This is a genomic window from Marinobacter sp. (assembly GCF_041595835.1).
Taxonomy (GTDB): Bacteria; Pseudomonadota; Gammaproteobacteria; order Pseudomonadales; family Oleiphilaceae; genus Marinobacter.
In genome coordinates, this window is sequence record NZ_JBFHJO010000002.1 from 57,862 (window position 1) to 75,127 (window position 17,266).

Annotated in this window: 18 protein-coding genes; 10 read left to right on the forward strand and 8 right to left on the reverse strand. The window is 53.8% G+C overall.

The genetic code is table 11. From position 1 onward, the window contains the following. Positions 1-31: 31 nt before the first annotated feature. The 7 genes from ABYA77_RS01550 (at position 32) to ABYA77_RS01580 (ending at position 5,976) form a co-directional block, all read left to right on the forward strand. Positions 32-889, forward strand: coding sequence for a TonB family protein (locus ABYA77_RS01550; protein ID WP_372964170.1), 858 nt, complete (start codon positions 32-34; stop codon positions 887-889). Further along, the gene (locus tag ABYA77_RS01555; RefSeq protein WP_372964171.1) at positions 886-1,452 is read left to right on the forward strand and encodes a YqgE/AlgH family protein; all 567 of its coding nucleotides are present in this window, start codon (positions 886-888) and stop codon (positions 1,450-1,452) included. The genes ABYA77_RS01550 and ABYA77_RS01555 overlap by 4 nt, the downstream gene beginning before the upstream one ends. Continuing rightward, positions 1,445-1,876 (forward strand): Holliday junction resolvase RuvX, encoded by a 432-nt coding sequence (ruvX, locus tag ABYA77_RS01560; RefSeq protein WP_372964172.1) that lies wholly within the window; start codon positions 1,445-1,447, stop codon positions 1,874-1,876. Before ABYA77_RS01555 ends, ruvX begins: the two co-directional genes overlap by 8 nt. A 19-nt stretch (positions 1,877-1,895) precedes the next feature. Continuing rightward, positions 1,896-2,405, forward strand: coding sequence for a bifunctional pyr operon transcriptional regulator/uracil phosphoribosyltransferase PyrR (gene pyrR, locus ABYA77_RS01565; RefSeq protein ID WP_372964173.1), 510 nt, complete (start codon positions 1,896-1,898; stop codon positions 2,403-2,405). 27 nt (positions 2,406-2,432) lie between these two features. Continuing rightward, positions 2,433-3,452, forward strand: a complete 1,020-nt coding sequence (locus tag ABYA77_RS01570) for an aspartate carbamoyltransferase catalytic subunit (RefSeq protein ID WP_372964174.1) — start codon at positions 2,433-2,435, stop codon at positions 3,450-3,452. Beyond that, on the forward strand, positions 3,449-4,747 hold the full coding sequence (locus ABYA77_RS01575) for a dihydroorotase family protein (RefSeq protein ID WP_372964175.1): 1,299 nt from the start codon (positions 3,449-3,451) through the stop codon (positions 4,745-4,747). Before ABYA77_RS01570 ends, ABYA77_RS01575 begins: the two co-directional genes overlap by 4 nt. A 236-nt stretch (positions 4,748-4,983) precedes the next feature. Then, positions 4,984-5,976: a putative solute-binding protein gene (locus ABYA77_RS01580; protein WP_372964272.1), complete on the forward strand. Its 993-nt coding sequence runs from the start codon at positions 4,984-4,986 to the stop codon at positions 5,974-5,976. A gap of 44 nt (positions 5,977-6,020) precedes the next feature. On the opposite strand, the gene ABYA77_RS01585 is transcribed toward ABYA77_RS01580, so the two are convergent. Further along, on the reverse strand, positions 6,021-6,293 hold the full coding sequence (locus tag ABYA77_RS01585) for an HU family DNA-binding protein (RefSeq protein ID WP_372964176.1): 273 nt from the start codon (positions 6,291-6,293) through the stop codon (positions 6,021-6,023). A 323-nt stretch (positions 6,294-6,616) separates the two neighbouring features. Here ABYA77_RS01585 and ABYA77_RS01590 point away from each other — a divergent pair, with 323 nt between their 5' ends. Together ABYA77_RS01590 and ABYA77_RS01595 are read left to right on the forward strand one after the other, a co-directional pair. Further along, positions 6,617-7,618: a hypothetical protein gene (locus ABYA77_RS01590; RefSeq protein ID WP_372964177.1), complete on the forward strand. Its 1,002-nt coding sequence runs from the start codon at positions 6,617-6,619 to the stop codon at positions 7,616-7,618. 26 nt (positions 7,619-7,644) lie between these two features. Next, positions 7,645-9,711: a TRAP transporter large permease subunit gene (locus tag ABYA77_RS01595; RefSeq protein WP_372964178.1), complete on the forward strand. Its 2,067-nt coding sequence runs from the start codon at positions 7,645-7,647 to the stop codon at positions 9,709-9,711. Between the two features lie 94 nt (positions 9,712-9,805). Here the strand turns inward: ABYA77_RS01595 and ABYA77_RS01600 are convergent, their stop codons facing one another. The 6 genes from ABYA77_RS01600 to mutM all read right to left on the reverse strand — a co-directional run bounded on the left by ABYA77_RS01600 (position 9,806) and on the right by mutM (position 15,053). Continuing rightward, a complete protein-coding gene (locus ABYA77_RS01600) occupies positions 9,806-11,341 on the reverse strand; it encodes a phosphoenolpyruvate carboxykinase (RefSeq protein ID WP_372964179.1) in 1,536 nt (511 codons plus the stop codon). A 174-nt stretch (positions 11,342-11,515) separates the two neighbouring features. Further along, a complete protein-coding gene (gene hslO, locus ABYA77_RS01605) occupies positions 11,516-12,370 on the reverse strand; it encodes an Hsp33 family molecular chaperone HslO (RefSeq protein WP_372964180.1) in 855 nt (284 codons plus the stop codon). Between the two features lie 99 nt (positions 12,371-12,469). Beyond that, positions 12,470-12,877 (reverse strand): ribosome-associated heat shock protein Hsp15, encoded by a 408-nt coding sequence (hslR, locus tag ABYA77_RS01610; protein ID WP_372964181.1) that lies wholly within the window; start codon positions 12,875-12,877, stop codon positions 12,470-12,472. Between the two features lie 68 nt (positions 12,878-12,945). Beyond that, entirely contained in the window at positions 12,946-13,632 is a 687-nt protein-coding gene (gene yrfG / locus ABYA77_RS01615; RefSeq protein WP_372964182.1) for a GMP/IMP nucleotidase, read from the reverse strand. Positions 13,633-13,718: 86 nt separating this feature from the next. After that, complete coding sequence (locus tag ABYA77_RS01620; RefSeq protein WP_372964183.1) at positions 13,719-14,051, reverse strand: hypothetical protein; 333 nt, start codon at positions 14,049-14,051, stop codon at positions 13,719-13,721. 189 nt (positions 14,052-14,240) lie between these two features. Further along, positions 14,241-15,053 (reverse strand): bifunctional DNA-formamidopyrimidine glycosylase/DNA-(apurinic or apyrimidinic site) lyase, encoded by an 813-nt coding sequence (gene mutM / locus ABYA77_RS01625; RefSeq protein WP_372964184.1) that lies wholly within the window; start codon positions 15,051-15,053, stop codon positions 14,241-14,243. Positions 15,054-15,237: 184 nt separating this feature from the next. Between mutM and ABYA77_RS01630 the strand changes: the two genes are divergently transcribed. After that, positions 15,238-16,413 carry a fatty acid desaturase gene (locus tag ABYA77_RS01630; protein WP_372964185.1) on the forward strand — a complete coding sequence of 392 codons (1,176 nt, stop codon included), beginning with the start codon at positions 15,238-15,240 and terminating at the stop codon, positions 16,411-16,413. Positions 16,414-16,468: 55 nt separating this feature from the next. On the opposite strand, the gene rsmD is transcribed toward ABYA77_RS01630, so the two are convergent. Then, positions 16,469-17,137 carry a 16S rRNA (guanine(966)-N(2))-methyltransferase RsmD gene (gene rsmD, locus ABYA77_RS01635; RefSeq protein WP_372964186.1) on the reverse strand — a complete coding sequence of 223 codons (669 nt, stop codon included), beginning with the start codon at positions 17,135-17,137 and terminating at the stop codon, positions 16,469-16,471. Between the last annotated feature and the right edge of the window lie 129 nt (positions 17,138-17,266).

Consider the following 17,266-nt stretch of genomic DNA (forward strand, 5'->3'; position numbering starts at 1 on the left):
GCAGGCCCGGGATGCAGAATCAGGACAAGTGATGGCAGTTCAGGTAAGCGATTTCGACCGGTTTTCCTTTACCCTTTTCATGGCAGTGGTGGTTCACGCCGTTGTGGTGCTGGGTATTACGTTTGCGCCGGAGTTGCCGAGCCCCTCGGCGCAAACCATGGAGATCACTCTATCGCAGTTTGAAGACGAGGCAGCTCCGGATAAGGCTGATTTTCTCGCCCAGACCAACCAGCAGGGCAGCGGAACAGAAGATGAGCCGCTGGAAATGACCTCGCCCCAGCCCGCAGACTCTTCTCAACCGGAGGTTGTCCAGGTGCAGCCGGAACCTCAAACCACCACGGCCTCTGCACCAGTCTATGAACGGGCTGTGGTCGATACCCTGAGCGCTAGCCGTAAGGTCGTGCAACCTGATGATCTCGTAGAGCAGGAGCCATTGCCCAGGAGTGAACGGCGAACGCTGATGGAGCGCAGCCTTGAAATCGCCAGTCTTGAGGCCCGGTTTGATGCTCAGCAACAGGCATATGCACGTAAACCCCGGGTTATGCGGGTAACCGCAGCGTCTACTTTAAAGTCCAATAATGCCTGGTATGTGCAGGACTGGGTAAGCAAGGTGACCCGGATCGGTAATATTAATTATCCGACAGAGGCGCGCCGCGCCGGGATTTATGGCGATTTGAGGATGCTGGTATCTATCAGGAAAGATGGCACAATCAAGGAAGTGGCTATTCTCCAGTCTTCTGGTAGTTCAGTGCTGGACGATGCGGCGATCCGAATTGTTCGTATGGCTGCGCCTTTTGCACCTTTCCCGGAGGCGATGCGAAAAGAAGCCGATGAGCTGGAAATCATACGGACCTGGTCATTTCAGAAGCGGGGGCTCAGTTCAGGATGATGAATGATATTCAGTCTGCCGGCAGTCTAAAACACCACTTTCTGGCGGCTTCCCCGTGGCTTTCAGACCCTCGTTTCCATGGTAGCGTTATCTATCTGTGTGAGCATTCTGAGAGCGGAGCTCTGGGGTTGATGATCAATCAGCCGCTGGGTATTCATCTGGGTGAAATCCTGGAGCAGCTCGACCTGCAGGGGGGAGAGCTGGATTTGCCGGTGTTCGCCGGTGGGCCGGTTCAGCCCGAAAGGGGGTTTGTCCTGCACTCACCGGGCCGTAAGTGGCAGAATACCGCGCAGGTGACCGACGATGTCTTGCTGACGACGTCCCGGGATGTGCTGGAAAGTATCGGGCAGGATGATGGGCCGCATGAATTTTTTGTTGCTCTTGGCTATTCAGGCTGGAGTGAAGGTCAATTGGAAGAAGAGCTCGGTAGCAGTGCCTGGCTGACATGCCCGGCCAATACAGAAGTACTTTTCCGCACGCCGGTCGAACAGCGTTATGAAGCTGTACTGCGGCTGATCGGGGTGGATTTGAATCAGCTTAGCGATTCGGTGGGTCATGCCTGATTCCGGTAACCGAAGCGTTCTGGCGTTTGACTTCGGTACTCGGCGCATCGGTGTGGCCACGGGCCAGGAAATGCTGGGTACCGGCCAGCCGCTGGCGATGATTCCAGCCCGCGATGGAATTCCGGACTGGCGTCACATTGAAAAATTGCTGGAAGAGTGGCAGCCAGACCTGGTTCTGGTCGGCTTGCCGTTGAACATGGATGATACTGAAAACGATATGTGTGCCCGGGCCCGGAAGTTCGGAAAGCGGCTGCACGGCCGCTATCATGTGCCCGTTGAAATGGTGGATGAGCGCCTGACCAGTTTCGAAGCAAAAGGCCATGTGATGGCCGCTGGTGGTAGCCGGGATTTCGGTCGGCATGGTGTTGATGACCTGGCCGCCGTATTGATACTGGAAACCTGGTGCCGGGAACAGGCCGGCTGACCTGATTGATGAGGTTTTAATGACTGCATTGCTTGATATCAACCAGTTACTTGACGAACTGGAAACCGGTTTACGCAGGGTTTTGGAACAGCGTGGTGTCGACAACCCGGCGTTGATCGGTATTCGCACTGGTGGCGTCTGGGTGGCGGATGTTCTCAACAAGCGTCTCGGTCTGGAACAGCCTCTCGGGGAACTTGATATCTCCTTCTATCGGGACGATTTCAGTCGCATCGGGCTGAACCCGAAGGTCACGCCGTCCAGCCTGGGTTTCGACACTGAAGGTCGAGATATAATTTTGGTTGATGATGTCATTATGAGTGGGCGAACGATCAGGGCCGCTATGAACGAGATCTTCGATTACGGCCGTCCAGCCAGTATCATACTGGCTACATTGATTGATCTGGGCGCCAGAGAGTTGCCGATTCAGCCGGATGTGGTCGGCAAAGTCCTTGAACTGGAAGCCCATCAACGAGTAAAACTGCGCGGTCCCGAACCGTTGCACATTGAACTTCAGGAAACCGGGCAGTAACACCTCCCAACTGACAACAGGCGAGCCATGACCGCGAATGACCCTTCCCCGAACCACTTGCAGCTGACCCGGGATGGTCAGTTGCGGCATTTTCTTACCCTGGATGGCCTGAACCGCGAGCTGCTCACGGACATTCTGGACACCGCCGATTCCTTTATTGAGGTGGGAGAACGCAGTATTAAGAAAGTCCCCCTATTGAGGGGGCGTACCGTTGTAAACCTGTTCTTTGAATCCAGTACCCGCACCCGTAGTACATTTGAGTTGGCGGCCAAGCGTCTGTCTGCAGACGTACTTAATCTGAACATATCCACTTCTGCTACTTCCAAGGGCGAATCGCTCTCCGACACCTTACTGAATCTTGAGGCCATGGCGAGCGATATGTTTGTGGTCCGGCACTCCCAGAGTGGTGCGCCGCATTTTATTGCTCAGAGCGTGACTCCTGGCGTGGCGATTATCAACGCAGGAGATGGCCGGCACGCACACCCTACTCAAGCTATGCTCGACATGCTGACCATCCGTCAGAAAAAGGGCTCCTTCGCTGGTCTGAAGGTGGCAATTGTAGGTGACATTCTTCATTCCCGAGTGGCCCGTTCTCAGATTCGTGCGTTGAATGAGTTGGGGGCTGAAGAGGTTCGAGTGATTGCGCCTGGCACCTTGCTTCCTCGGGATGTGGAAGATCTGGGGTGTACCGTGGAATACGACATGGTCCGGGGTATGAAAGATCTGGATGTGGTGATTATGCTGAGGCTTCAGAATGAGCGCATGGAAGGGGCTTTATTGCCGAGTGAGCGTGAATTTTATCGCCTGTACGGTCTTAATCAGGAAAAACTGGCTCTGGCCAAGCCGGATTGTATTGTGATGCATCCTGGCCCGATTAACCGGGGTGTGGAGATTGAGTCAGCGGTCGCAGACGGCCCTCAATCAGTGATTCTTAATCAGGTAACCAATGGTATTGCTATTCGCATGGCGGTGATGTCCATGGCGATGGGTGGGCAGGTGGCGGAACGCCAGCAAACGCAGGTGGCAATGGAAGGGGGCCGGGCATGAAGGTTGGGCAGCAGTATGACAGTCTGAAAATTACCGGCGGTACCCTGTTTGACGGGACAGCATCAGAAGCAGATAACCCAGGTCTGTTGATTCAGGGAGGCAAAATTGCAGCTATTGGTGAGGAGGCCCTGAATGCTGTAGCAGAACAGGAGTTCGATGCCAGGGGTTGTGTAATCTCCCGGGGTTTTGTGGATCTTTGCTGCAATCTGCGGGAGCCGGGTAACGGTCAGAAAGGTAATATCGCTTCAGAAACCCTTGCGGCGGCCCACGGTGGCTTTACAACCGTTTGCGCTTCTCCGGAAACGTCGCCGGTTAATGATTCCAGTGCTGTGACCAATTTGATTCGTGATGTTGCAGCTTCTCGCGGTTCCGTAGAGGTGTTACCGATAGGGGCGATTACACGGGGGCTGGACGGTGAGCTGCTAAGCGATTTGGCGGGCCTGAAAAATGCTGGTTGCGTCGCGGTGGGTAATGGTTCTCGCGGTATTCGAAATGCCCGGATTCTGCGCCGGTGCATGTCCTACGCCCAGACCTTCGGGCTGACGGTCATGTTTAGCCCTGAAAACCAGTCACTGGCTGCCGATGGTTATGCTCACGATGGTCAGGTGACTACTCGCCTGGGCTTGTTGGGAATTCCGGAAGTGGCAGAAACCGCGGCCGTGATGGAAATGTTATTACTGGCGGAAGAAACCGGTGTGAAACTGCATTTAAGTCAGCTTTCCAGCGGACGAAGTGTCGAGATGCTGGCCGATGCACGCAAGCGAGGCATCCCGGTCACCGCTGATGTTGCAATGCATCAGTTGTGCTTCACCGAAGAGGCTCTGGCGAGCTTTGACAGCCGTTTCCACGTTCGCCCGCCGTTACGTTCGGAGCTTGACCGCAAGGCTTTGGTCGCGGGTGTTCAGAATGGCCTGATTGACGCCATTGTCAGTCAGCATCAACCCCATGATACCGCCGCCAAACAGGCGCCGTTAGGGGCCACCGAGCCCGGGCTTTCCAGCATCGAGAGCGTGCTGTCACTGGGTTTGGGACTGGTCAGTAAGGGTGAGTTAAGCCGGGAGCGATTGCTGGTGGCGCTCACCAAGGGGCCTGCCGGTATTATTGGTCTATCATCAGACCTGGTGGAAGGTGCAGAGGCGGATCTGTGTATTTTCGATCCGACTGCCCGGTGGCAGCCTTCGGTACAAACACTGGTGTCTTCTGGTATGCATGCGCCGGTGCTGGGCCAGGACCTGGAAGGACGGGTCAGACTGACGCTGGTCGGCGGCCGTCCGGTCTGGTCAGACATGAACTGATCAGAAAGGACTGAGAATGACAGAGGCGGCCTCGCCTCTGTCGACCCCATCACAGATTCCGCTCAAACTTCAGGAAAAGCCTTGCTGCCGGGCACCTCCGCCAACGTATCCTATTGTCCCGAACCAAATTATGGCTGAAATAAGCCAATACGTTGCTGGTGCTTCGATGGTGCCAGCTTCCAACAATAATAATCAGGAGTCATCCCGTGAAATCAAGACAATATTCCCGCATAGCTATGGCTGCAGCCCTGTGTGTCGGCATGGCTGCTCCTATCCTGGCCAACGCTCAGACTCAGCCGGAACTGCTTGAGCGTACATTCTGCGTTTTCGATCCGGTAGGTGCCAATGGCCCACTGTTTGCCATCACTAAAGAGTTTCAGCCGGTAGCTCTGAAAGCTGGTATCAAGCTGGACCTCCGGGCCTACACCGATGAAAAAGTGGCGGCAGAAGACTTTAAGGCCGGTCAGTGTGATGCGGTTATGCTAACCGGCACCCGGGCCAGGGAGTTCAACAAGTTTACCGGCACGCTTGAGGCAATGGGAGCGGTACCTGGAGAACAGGAAATGCGCCTTCTGTTCAATACCCTGAGTCAGCCAAAAGCTCGTCCGTTCCTGATTGAAGGGCCATACGAAGTTGCTGGTGTTTTCCCGGGTGGGGCAGTTTACTTGCATGCCCGTGACAGGACATTGGATACCGTTGAGAAGTTGCAGGGCAAGCGGGTCGCTACGCTCGACTACGATACTGCTTCCGTTCGTATGGTTCGCCACGTAGGCGCATCCGTTGTGGGCTCTAACTCTGCGAACTTTGCCGGTAAGTTCAATAATGGCAGTGTTGATTTCGCCTACGCGCCAGCCGTGGCTTATCAGCCTCTGGAGTTGTACAAGGGGATTGGCACTAAGGGCGGAGTTTTTAAGTACGCCTTGGGCTATATGAATTTCCAGGTGGTCATCCACAGTGATCGTTTTCCGGACGATGCCGCTCAAATGGTGCGGGACGAGTCTATTAAGCGCATTGATCAGGCCTACGACATCATTGCCGAGGCAGAAGCCGGTATTCCGGATGAAGTATGGGTGAACCTGCCGCAGGAAGACACGGCTGAGTACGACAAGATGCTTCAGAAGGTACGCTTGTCGTTGCTTGAGGAAGGGGTCTATGACGAGCGTGCTATCAAGTTAATGAAAGCGATACGCTGCAGGGTTGATGGCTCCAGATCTGAATGTGCATCGTGACCTGAACCTGACGGTGGCCCGCCAGATGGCGGGCCAGAATCCGGTCAGCTGACAGCCTCTTTAAGCGCTTTGCCGGGCTTGAATCCTACCGTTTTGCTGGCGGCTATCTGAATAGTGGCTCCTGTCTGGGGGTTTCTGCCAGTCCGAGCTTCCCGTTTGCGTACAGAGAAGGTTCCGAAGCCGATCAGGCTTATATCTTCACCTCGCGCTGCTGCCGCAGTGATCTGGTCGGTGACCGCATTAACCACTTCGCTGGCCTTTTCACGGGTGAGCCCGGTTTGATCCGCGATGGCGGCAGCTAGTTCGGGTTTGCGCATGAAGTACTCCTGTCTTTTATTTTGATTGTTGCCTATGTATGAGCTGCCGGATACAGACAGCGTATGCAATCTATAGTGTGTTTGGTTGTAATGTGCAAACCCCAGCCTGTGGCGACACGCCCTTCATGGCGTCATTTGCGGGGTTTGTCTCATTAACCAGCGCTCAACTTAGCCATAATGCTCAACTGGTTACAAAATGTCACAGACGTGGCATGGAAGCTTGGTCCGCATCGATTGTCGAGCACGCACAAGAATAAAAGGGTATAGATGTTATGGCAGTTTTCCGGAAAACAAATTCTTCTGGTGTAAGGGGGCGAGGGCTGGTGACAGCACTGGCAGCAAGTTTTGCCCTCAGTGGCTGTGGTGTTGTGAATAACATGATCTACAAAACCACTGGTGATGTGATGCAAGGATTTTCCCGTAATCACACAGTGCCCTACTTATTGGAATCAGACGACCTTGCAATGGGTTGTGCGATGAGTGAAGCAACCGCACCCTTGCTGATGTCCTTTGGTCGTGTCACCAGCGAACCGGACCAGCTGGCCGTTATGCTGTACCTCTCTGCTGGCAGTTGTGCCGAAGAAAAGGCCAACGAGTATGAGCTTGCAGGGCTTGCGAAGATGTATGCGATGGACGGCACCGCTGCCGAAGATGCATTTATCCAGAAAAAACGAGCCTACAGCCTGGCAGCAAAACGCTATCTGAAAGGCTGGCAGCACCATAATGCATATTATGGCAAGCCGGATGACAGCGAATGTCCGGATTTTGATGATGAGATGGATGAGTTCATCTACATGGCGGGGCTTTTGTCCGGCTTGCAAGCCTTGAACGGGCAGGTTCAGGCGACTTCCTCTATTGGTGTTCCGTTTAATACGGCCTCCGTTGTTGGCCGGGCAAGTCAGTGTCTGGATAACAATAAGTGGTGGGGCGCCCCCATGGCGCTGAGAGCGACCGTATGGGCCATGGTTCCAGGCACCGAACCAAAAGGTGAAGATGCCTTTGAACGGCTGGCGATAGCACAGGAGCAGGGTAAAAAAGCCGGTGTTCGCCTGGGTCACGTTTTTCACGCTATCGCAGCAACCAATAAAAATGACAGTGACTTGGTTAAATCGATCATCCGTGATTACTCAGAATCTGTGAAAACAGATAACGCGAATGAGGATTGGCGTTTTGTGGATGCCATGGCTGAAAGCATGCTGGTTTCAATATCTGACAGGCTTTGGATGGAGAACACCGGCCATCGTACCCCGATGGGGCAATTCGGCACTTTCTGGGATGACCAGCAGGAGCCTGTCGAAACCATGGATCTAGACGATCTGTTGTAAACCGTCATATTCCAGAGTGGGCTGTTATGACTCAGGGTCGAATAAGTCGTAGTGGGCTGGAGTGGTTCTCTTCACTGCCAGCCTGTCTGTTGTTACTTGCTGTTGTCATTTTCTCGACTAGCAGTGATATCCATAACCAGATGCTCCGGGGTGGGGAACAGATGTGGAGTGGCTATTACAAGCTCCGCATGGACCCTGTGAGACCACAATGTGAGGTTGTTCAGGATATTGATGCGGCGGTGGCTGAAGAAATGGCCAAAGCCGCCCCTGCGGACGACCCCATGGCGGCACTGCTCGGCGATTATGAGAAAGATCCCGCAGAGGTGCGCCTGGCAATAGAGCGTTCAGTGGCAGATTGTCGGGCTGCCCACGCCAGTTATCAAAATCTGAAAGATCATCTTACCCCGGGGGTTAAGGCGTATCGGGCCGTTGAGCTGTTTGTTGCGGATCTGATTGCCTTTGGTCTTGCTGCCCAGCGTTATGCACTGGTGATACTGGTCATGCTGTGTGCAGTTACCGCAACACTGACTCGTCACCATATTGCTATGCGTGCCATGGAAACCCGGTTGGATTACACGGTTTCCCTGACCCTCCAGACCATTGCTAACGCCATGCTACTCGGATCGAGTGTGATCTTCCGGCAGTCGAGCCTTGGCAGTAGTACGGCCATATCGAGTGAGGAGTTGTTGCTCCACAATTTCTGGATTATTGGTTTTGCCTGCCTGACGCTGGCCAGCCTGTATCGACTGTTCAATGTCCCGGATGATCTGGAAGAAGGTGGTAATCCCAGCAAAGCTTTTATGGCGGTACCTCTGTATACCGTGATGTGTCTGATTTCCGGGAGCTATTTTGCGTTAATTGGCCATTCGTCCGGGATCGGCATCTATCTCGGAAAGATGGTTGAGTTGGCGGACATGTTCCTGAATGTCGGGCTATATGTTTGGGTGGGCATGATGCTCAAGCAAACCAGGCTTGCGACGTTGGTCTTCGACGTGTTCCGGCCATGGCGTATGCCGCCGGAGATGTTGGCGGTTGTCGCTGTACTGGTTGCGGCCATTCCGACGGCCTACACCGGAGCCTCTGGTATCTTTGTTATAGCCGCTGGCGCAGTGATATACAGCGAGTTGCGAGCGGCGGGTGCCCGGCGTCATCTCGCTTTGGCGGCAACTGCGATGTCCGGTTCTCTGGGTGTGGTGTTGAGGCCCTGCCTGTTAGTGGTGGTGATCGCTTACCTGAATCGTGAAGTGACCACCGATGAGCTCTTCGGCTGGGGTATCTGGGTATTTGTATTAACAGCGACGCTGTTTGGTGTGGTGGCCACGACGGTCAATCGACAAAGCCAGTTCAACCTGGCCCCGAGCTCTGAGGCATTTCCTGCATCCATCATGGCTCTGCGCCCGCTGATTCCATATGTCTTGGTGATTATGTCGGTGGTGTTGTTGTACCGGTTTGCGCTTGACGTAAAAATGGATGAGTTTTCTGCACCACGACTATTGCCGGTGATTATGCTTTCGATTTTGCTGTATGAGCACATCGGCTTGAAAAACCGCAGTGGCCGCGCTTCGGGTGAAATTAATCACCAGGGGCTGGAGCGGAGTGTTCGTAATGCAACTAATGATACTACGGCAGAAATCGGGGCTTTGCTTTTGTTGCTGGGGCTTTCGGTCAGTGTGGGCGGTGTTATCGAACGCTCCCATATTATGGACGTCTTCCCTCAGGCTTTTGACAGTGCCTGGTCTGCAATGTTGTTGATGGTGGTCATTCTGGTCATTCTCGGCATGATAATGGATGCCTTCGGTGCGGTTATTCTGGTTACAGCGACGGTAGCAACCATTGCCTATTCCAGTGGTATTCATCCGGTACACTTTTGGATGGTGACGCTGGTGGCATTCGAGTTGGGTTACCTGAGTCCTCCTGTTGCGTTGAACCATCTACTTACCCGGCAAGTGGTCGGGGAGGCAGAAGTACTGGCTGCACAAGAGGAGGGCGGGACTTTCTATCAGCGCCACGAGCGCATTATTATGCCGCTGATCGCCATGGGAATATCTCTGGTTCTGGTCGCTTTTGTACCTTTGATGTTTTACGCTCATTAAGCAGTCATAGCGTTCGGGAGCCGGAAGGTTCCCGGTAAACCGGGATAAAAAAAGCGCCGTGCTTTCGCAGGGCGCTTTTTTTGATTGTTGAAACTCAGCCCAGCTTCGGACCAGCTTCAACAATGGCGTCAGTTACGTCGAACTTCTTGAAGTTCTCAACGAATTGAGCAATCAACTCCTGAGCCTTGCCGTCGTAGTATTCCGGGCTGATCCAGGTGGTGCGTGGGTTCAGCAATTCGCTATCTACACCCGGGATGTGCTTGGGCACGTCCAGATTCAGTGCATCCAGGTGCTCGGTTTCTACGTCGTCCAGGTCGCCGTTCTGAATGGCGGCAATGATGGCGCGGGTCGTAGGAATGCTGAAGCGCTTGCCTTCACCGTAGGGGCCGCCTGTCCAACCTGTGTTGACCAGGAATACTTTGCTGCCGAACTCATCGATACGCTTCATCAGGAGTTCAGCGTACACGCCAGCAGGGCGTGGGAAGAATGGGGCACCAAAGCAGGTAGAGAAGGTAGACTTCAGCTTGGAAGAAGAACCCATCTCGGTAGAGCCAACCAGAGCTGTGTAGCCGCTCAGGAAGTGATAGGCCGCAGCTTCACGACTCAGGATAGAAACTGGAGGGAGAACGCCCGTCATGTCACAGGTCAGGAAAATGATGTGTGACGGTTCGCCAGCCCGGTTTTCCAGAACTCGTTTCTCGACGTGTTCAAGCGGGTAGGCACAGCGAGAGTTTTCTGTGAGAGAAACGTCAGTGTAATCCGGCTCACGGGTTTCCGGATCGATGACGACGTTTTCAACAATCGCGCCAAAGCGGATTGCGTTCCAGATGATCGGTTCGTTCTTCTGGCTCAGGTCGATACACTTGGCGTAGCAGCCGCCTTCAATGTTGAAGACTGTGCCAGGGCCCCAGCCGTGCTCATCGTCACCGATCAGGAAACGGTGCGGGTCGGCAGACAGTGTCGTTTTACCGGTGCCGGACAAGCCGAAGAACAGGCAGGTTTCGCCATTTTCGCTGACGTTGGCCGAGCAGTGCATTGGCAGAACGTCTTTTTCCGGCAGCAGGAAGTTTTGCACGGAGAACATGGCTTTCTTCATTTCGCCAGCGTAGTGCATGCCTGCAAGGAGTACTTTGCGCTTGGCAAAGTTAAGGATTACACAGGCTTCGGAATTGGTGCCGTCACGCTCAGGCACACACTCAAAGTTAGCTGCGTTGAGGATTTGCCATTCCTGCTTGTCGGAAGGGTTGTAAGACTCCGGGCGGATAAACAGGTTGCGGCCGAACAGGTTTTGCCAGGCGGTTTCAGTGGTCATTTTGACCGGCAGATAATGCTCTGGGTCAGAACCAACGTGAACGTGAGACACGAACTGGTCTTTTTCGGCAATATAGGCTTCAACGCGATCCCAGAGGGCGTCGAACTTGTCGGCGTCAAAGGGGCGGTTGATCGGACCCCAGTGAATATCGTCAGATGTGCTGGGCTCCTGAACGATGAAACGGTCCATCGGAGACCTGCCGGTGCGCTCACCAGTGGTTACCACTAGAGAACCGTTAGCAGCCAGTTGGCCTTCGTTCTTTGCAAGTGCCAGCTCGACCAGTCGTGCTGCATTCAGATCATTATAAGTGTTGCTCACTTCGACCTCGCCCTCGGGATGTCTTAGTGATTGTTCAGGCCGTAGCTCCAAAAAACTGGCGGAAATCTGAACAATCGGGTCAATTCAGGCGCGCTATTATGCCAGAGACGCCGGAAAAAAACGAATGCCCTGAAAGCGGCTCCAGAAGCGGCTTTCAGGTACGTTAAGTCAGTACTAGTGTAACGTATGACCGGTGAAAAGGTGGTCAATATCGTTTCTATCGAATTGATAGTTTGCATGGCAGAACTGGCAATCCATATTGATGCTGCCTTGTTCGTCGAGGATACTGTAACACTCTTCCTTGCCTATCGCTTCCAGTGCGTTGAGAGTGCGTTCACGGGAGCAACTGCAATGGAAGGTCACAGGCTCGGGGTCGAACAGCCTGACGGTTTCTTCATTGAACAGGCGGTGAAGCAGGGTTTCACTGTCGAGGTTCAGCAGTTCGTCAGCCTCAACGGTGCGGGCCAGATGGTTAACCCGATTCCACAAATCGTCGTCCTCTTCGGTGTGCCCTGGCAGCCTCTGCAGCAGAAGCCCGGCAGCCGACTCTTCGTTGGCAAACAGAAACAGGCTGGTGGAAAGCTGTTCGGAGCGCTCAAAATACTCTTCCAGACAGCCGGCGAGAGTGTCTGCTTCCCGCGGAACAACCCCTTGATATCTTTGGCCTTGATCCGGGGTAATGGTAATGGCCATGCGGCCCTCACCTAAAAGCTCGTGCAGAGAGTGGTCACCCATGGCTTGCTCGTCAAAGCGGGCAAGGCCGCGAATATTCCGGTCATGGCTGCACTCGGACATCAAGGTACGCAATGCGCCTTCGCCGGCCGCCTGCAGTGACACTGTGCCCTGAAACTTGAGGGTACTGCTTAACAGCACGCTGGCGACCAGAGATTCGCCCAATAGTTGGCGGATTGAGGCCGGGTAGGGTGCCTGATTGGTGATTTCATTAAAACTGTCACCGAGTTGCACCCAGGCACCCCGAACCTGGCTGTGCTCAAAGATAAAACGCTGAAACTGGTCTCGGGATGCCATGGTGTCTCCTGAAGCTGTCGGTCAATTGGGTGTCTGTGCCATCAAGGCATAGGAATACAAACGTCGATATCGGAATTGTGAGCGCACGGCTGGAATAGCTTACAGGCCGTTTTCTTCCCGGAATCGCTGTATATTGCGGCGGTCTTTCTTGCTGGGTCGACGCGCCGGCGGCAATTGGGCTGTTTGCATGGTTTTACGTTGCCAGGCCAGCTCCTCCCGCTTTTTCGTGCTGTCTTCCGTTTCGTGGTACAGCTTCTCAGCTTCCGGGGCCCCCCGGCGGCGGTCGCTGATATCATCGACCACGACGATTTTTTCCTGCCAGCCCTGGCGTAGTGTGACTTTTGCGCCAGACTCCACGATTTTGCCGGGCTTGGTTCGCTGGCTGTTGTAGTGGACTTTGCCGCCTTCAATGGCTGCCTTGGCCAGAGAACGGGTTTTGTAAAAACGGGCAGCCCACAGCCATTTATCGAGCCGGACTTTCTGATCGTCAGTGTTTGTTGCCTTCATATCTCCTCACCTGCCGGGGTCTCCTCAGGGTGGCTCTTGCTGTCACTCGGTGAATTATAGCTGTCTGGTCATTCTGATGGCAGTATCAGGTGTGACCGTAGGCTGGGCAGAACTTCATCAAAATGAAGAATGCCCGGAATCTCTGGGTGATGAGGGGTGGCGTCCTGGGTGCTGTCGGGTGCCAGAATGGCAAGGCATTGGCCAATTCCCGCCTGCCGGGCGCTCTCAAGTACGGGGAAACTGTCGTCTATCATCAGCGTTCTGTCAGGCCGGTAGCTCACCCTGTCCACCAGTTTCTGCCAGAACTTCTGGTCTTCTTTGGGGTGGCCCAGGTCGTGGCTGGAGATGATCATATCTACCTGTTGATCCAGGCCGGTTCGGTTCAGCTTCAGAGCCAGTGGGTCCGGGTGGCAGTTGGTTACAATTACAGAATGAAGCCCGGCATGGCGTATCGAGGTCAGAAAATCCTGAACATGGGGGCGGTAGCCAATCCGCTCGCTTACTTCCTGTTTCAATCGGGTAATATCGATGGAGAGCCGGTCGCTCCAGTAATCGGTGCAATACCAGTTCAGGGTTCCCCGCTCTGCCATAATCATGCTGATCAGTTGATCCTTCGCCTGTTGGGGGTGAAGGTTGAACTGCTCCGCATAGCGTTTCGGCAAGTGCTCAAGCCAGAAATGAGAATCGAAATGCAGATCCAGCAGTGTTCCATCCATATCCAGGAACACAGTGTCGAGCGTTGACCAATCCACCATAAAAAAAACAGCCTGAAGAATTTGCTTCAGGCTGCCTTAGATTCTGGGCTCTGGCAAGACGGAATTATACCGATAACGCCGGGCTGTCAGTTGTTGGATTGTTCAACGGTTTCTTGCTTGCGCCCACTGATGGTGCAGCCCAGGCAGCGCACAAACGTGGCTTTGGCCGGGCCGACAACTAAAGTTTTGCCTGCTTCCCCGGCATTGCCGCCCAAGGCCGAAAACGGCAGAGAAACCAGATAAACTGCAGCGCCCACAATGGTGGTTGCCAGCAGTGCTGGGCGCAGGATTACAGCATCCGTTGTCATGGCGAGTGCTGATGGGCTTTCGTCAATCGCCCGGGCATGGCCCAAGGAAGAAAAGGCCAGTAAACAAGCGGCGATTGTTGCCACCATTGTACGGGAAATCTTGCGAATCATGGTTATTCTCTCCTGAACGAATCGGCCCGGCATAACCGGAATATCTACTCCGAAATATCTGCAGGCAAAAAATGACGGGCTTGATTGTAGCGCATAGTCATTAATACTCCGTTAACTATGAATCATATTGCTGCATTTTCAAACGGATTTTCGGCGAAAAGTGTTGTGGCGCACGAATTGTTTAGACGGTTAACGCTGGCAGCGAGGGCAATAAACAGTAGATCGGTTATTCATGCGTATTTCTTTCAGGCCGACGTGACATTCGGCACACGCCATTCCGCCCCGGCCATAAACCAGCAGCGATTGTGCAAAGTACCCGGGTTTGCCATCGCTGTTCACAAAATCCCGAAGTGTGGTGCCTCCCATCAGGATGGCCGCCCTCAGGGTTTCTTTTATTGCCTCGGCCAGTTTGTGATAGCGGTCCAGGCTGATGCGCCCCGCCTTGCGTTTTGGATGAATTCCCGCTTTGAACAGGGCCTCATTGGCATATATGTTGCCGACGCCGACCACCACATGGTTATCCATAATGAACGATTTGATAGGTGTTTGCTTGTTTCGCGACAGCCGGTACAGGGTAGCTCCGCCGAATTCGTCTGATAAGGGCTCGGGGCCGAGGTTTTTAATCAGGGGGTGAGTATTGCAATCATCGGCCCAGAGCCAGCAGCCAAAGCGCCGGGGATCGTTGAAGCGAAGAATTCGGCCATTCTCCAGGGTCAGTTCTACGTGATCGTGTTTGTCGGCAGGGGCGTTGTTCGTAATTACACGCAGGCTTCCGGACATGCCCAGGTGGACGATAACAGTCCCCCCATCAAGGTGAAGAAATAAATATTTTGCCCGGCGATCAACGGATCGGATGGTTTGTCCCTGAAGTCGGTCAGGAAGGTCTTCAGGTACTGGCCAGCGTAGCTTCCCGTTCCGTATGAGTGTTTTCGTTATTGCTTGTCCCTCGCAGTGTGGCGCGATGCCTTGGCGGGTGGTTTCTACTTCAGGTAATTCGGGCACAGGGCCTCCACGAACGGCTGCTTCTCAGGGCGATTAGTGTAGACAGTATCTAAAAGTCAGCCAAACATAGTTGTTCAAGCGTACACCTGTAAGCTAAAGTGTTAGTTGTACATCCCACCTTCGAGTGCCCGCGAAATTTCAACCGTGCCGCTTTTCGAAGATGATTGATTTTTGAGGAAATTTTATGTGGTTTAACGGTCTGCTAGACCTTTCTGTATGGCAGTTGATTGCAGCTGCTCTGGTGATGACGCACATCACCATCGTCAGCGTAACGCTGTATCTGCATCGCCATTCGGCCCACAATGCATTGGATCTGCACCCGGTACTGAAACACTTTTTCCGTTTCTGGTTGTGGCTGACTACGGCCCAGAACACCAAGGAGTGGACAGCTATCCACCGTAAGCACCATGCCAAATGTGAAACCGAAGAAGATCCCCACAGCCCTGTTGTGCTGGGTATTCGCAAAGTGCTTTTTGAAGGCGCGGAGTTGTATGCCGCATCCGCCACACCGGAAATTCTTCAGCGTTATGGCCAGCGTACGCCGGAAGACTGGATCGAACGTAAGGTATATACCCCGCACAAGTACCTGGGCATTACGCTCATGGCGATTATCAATTTGTTGTTATTCGGTGTGAATGGCATCTGGATCTGGGCACTTCAGATGATGTGGATTCCGGTCTGGGCGGCTGGCGTTGTCAACGGCATTGGCCATTATCTGGGCTACCGGAACTACGAGTGTGCAGATAATGCACGCAATATTTCACCGTGGGGTATCTGGATTGGTGGTGAAGAGCTGCACAATAATCATCATACCTACCCAAATTCTGCCAAGCTTTCCCGGCGCTGGTTTGAAGTGGATGTTGGTTGGGGTTATATCCGTTTGTTCCAGTTGTTTGGTTTAGCCAAGCCAAAAGGTTACCGCCCGATCGCTCACTATGTACCGGGCAAGTCAGAAGTAGATGTGGAAACTGTGCAGGCCATTGCCAATAATCGTTTCGACATTATGCGCCAGTATCGTAAGCGAGTGATGGAACCGGTGTTGCGCCAGCAGCGGACATTGATGGACGATGAAATCCGACCGCTGTACCGTAAGCTGAAACGGCTTTTGTACCGTGAAGAGGCGCTTATTAAGCCGCGGGAGAAAGTACATCTGGATACATTGTTAGAGCGTAATGAGATCTTGCGGCAAATTTATGAAAAGAATCAGGAATTGCAGGCTCTGTGGCGTCAGCGTGGATTGAAACCGCAGGAAAAACTGCAGGCATTGCTGGAATGGTGTAAAGATGCCGAAGCCAGTGGCATTCGGTACCTGGAAGAGTTTTCTGCCCATTTGAGAGCATACTCTTTGCGCCCCGCCTGATATGGAGCGGTATTGAATAAAGCCCGGATGACAATGTCATCCGGGCTTTATTCGTTTAAGGCGAACGTACGTGGGTGGAGTAGGTTTGTTCCTCCTCCGGTTCGGCCTTCACTCGATACAGGTTGTAAGTAACCTGGCCGGCCGTTTTTTGTCGGTGTAGCTCCCAGCTGGCGGGGGCTGGCAGGGTGCGCAGCTCGCTTTCATGCTCTACATATATCCAGCCGCGGGGCTTCACCCAATGTTCTGATTCCAGCAATGGGAACAATTTATCAAGCCACCCTTGGCGGAACGGTGGGTCCATAAAAATAATATCGAAGGGTGCTTGCTGGCGGTGGCTCAGGAAGCGTTCGATATCCTGGCAAATCACGGTGCCCTTTTCGGATTTCAGGAGCCTTAAGTTTTCCCGAAGGGCCTGCGCCAGAGCTGGCGTGTGGTCAACCAGTGTTACTTGTGCTGCGCCACGAGACAATGCTTCCAGTCCCAGCGCTCCGGAACCGGAAAACAGATCCAGGCAGTCACTTCCTGCCAGATGATAACTCAGCCAGTTAAACAGGGTTTCACGGATTCGGGCTGGGCTGGGGCGAACGCCGCCGGCATTCGGAAAACGCAGCTTACGGCTACGCCAATCGCCACCAATAATGCGTAACTCACCACTGCCATGTTGCCCGGCGTTTCCTGAAGCGCCAGCGCCGGATTTTCTGGGGCCTGGTTTGCGTCTCGCCATAGTCTGCTCCGGAGTTTTGGATGAGTTGATATAAGTGCGCCATAGTACCGGAAAGGCGACGGCTGGCGATAACCGTCCGACACATCACTTAGGGCGGGCAGTCTGTTAGAATGTCCGCTTTATTTCGCC

Excerpts from the sequence above, each read along its gene's own strand:
- pyrR (WP_372964173.1), top strand. The coding sequence starts at position 1,896 with ATGACTGCATTGCTTGATATCAACCAGTTACTTGACGAACTGGAAACC.
- ABYA77_RS01570 (WP_372964174.1), top strand. The coding sequence starts at position 2,433 with ATGACCGCGAATGACCCTTCCCCGAACCACTTGCAGCTGACCCGGGAT.
- rsmD (WP_372964186.1), bottom strand. The coding sequence starts at position 17,137 with ATGGCGAGACGCAAACCAGGCCCCAGAAAATCCGGCGCTGGCGCTTCA.
- ABYA77_RS01575 (WP_372964175.1), top strand. The coding sequence starts at position 3,449 with ATGAAGGTTGGGCAGCAGTATGACAGTCTGAAAATTACCGGCGGTACC.
- ABYA77_RS01585 (WP_372964176.1), bottom strand. The coding sequence starts at position 6,293 with ATGCGCAAACCCGAACTAGCTGCCGCCATCGCGGATCAAACCGGGCTC.
- hslR (WP_372964181.1), bottom strand. The coding sequence starts at position 12,877 with ATGAAGGCAACAAACACTGACGATCAGAAAGTCCGGCTCGATAAATGG.
- ABYA77_RS01550 (WP_372964170.1), top strand. The coding sequence starts at position 32 with ATGGCAGTTCAGGTAAGCGATTTCGACCGGTTTTCCTTTACCCTTTTC.
- ABYA77_RS01595 (WP_372964178.1), top strand. The coding sequence starts at position 7,645 with ATGACTCAGGGTCGAATAAGTCGTAGTGGGCTGGAGTGGTTCTCTTCA.
- ABYA77_RS01580 (WP_372964272.1), top strand. The coding sequence starts at position 4,984 with ATGGCTGCAGCCCTGTGTGTCGGCATGGCTGCTCCTATCCTGGCCAAC.
- ABYA77_RS01630 (WP_372964185.1), top strand. The coding sequence starts at position 15,238 with ATGTGGTTTAACGGTCTGCTAGACCTTTCTGTATGGCAGTTGATTGCA.
- yrfG (WP_372964182.1), bottom strand. The coding sequence starts at position 13,632 with ATGGTGGATTGGTCAACGCTCGACACTGTGTTCCTGGATATGGATGGA.
- ABYA77_RS01620 (WP_372964183.1), bottom strand. The coding sequence starts at position 14,051 with ATGATTCGCAAGATTTCCCGTACAATGGTGGCAACAATCGCCGCTTGT.
- ruvX (WP_372964172.1), top strand. The coding sequence starts at position 1,445 with ATGCCTGATTCCGGTAACCGAAGCGTTCTGGCGTTTGACTTCGGTACT.
- ABYA77_RS01555 (WP_372964171.1), top strand. The coding sequence starts at position 886 with ATGATGAATGATATTCAGTCTGCCGGCAGTCTAAAACACCACTTTCTG.
- hslO (WP_372964180.1), bottom strand. The coding sequence starts at position 12,370 with ATGGCATCCCGAGACCAGTTTCAGCGTTTTATCTTTGAGCACAGCCAG.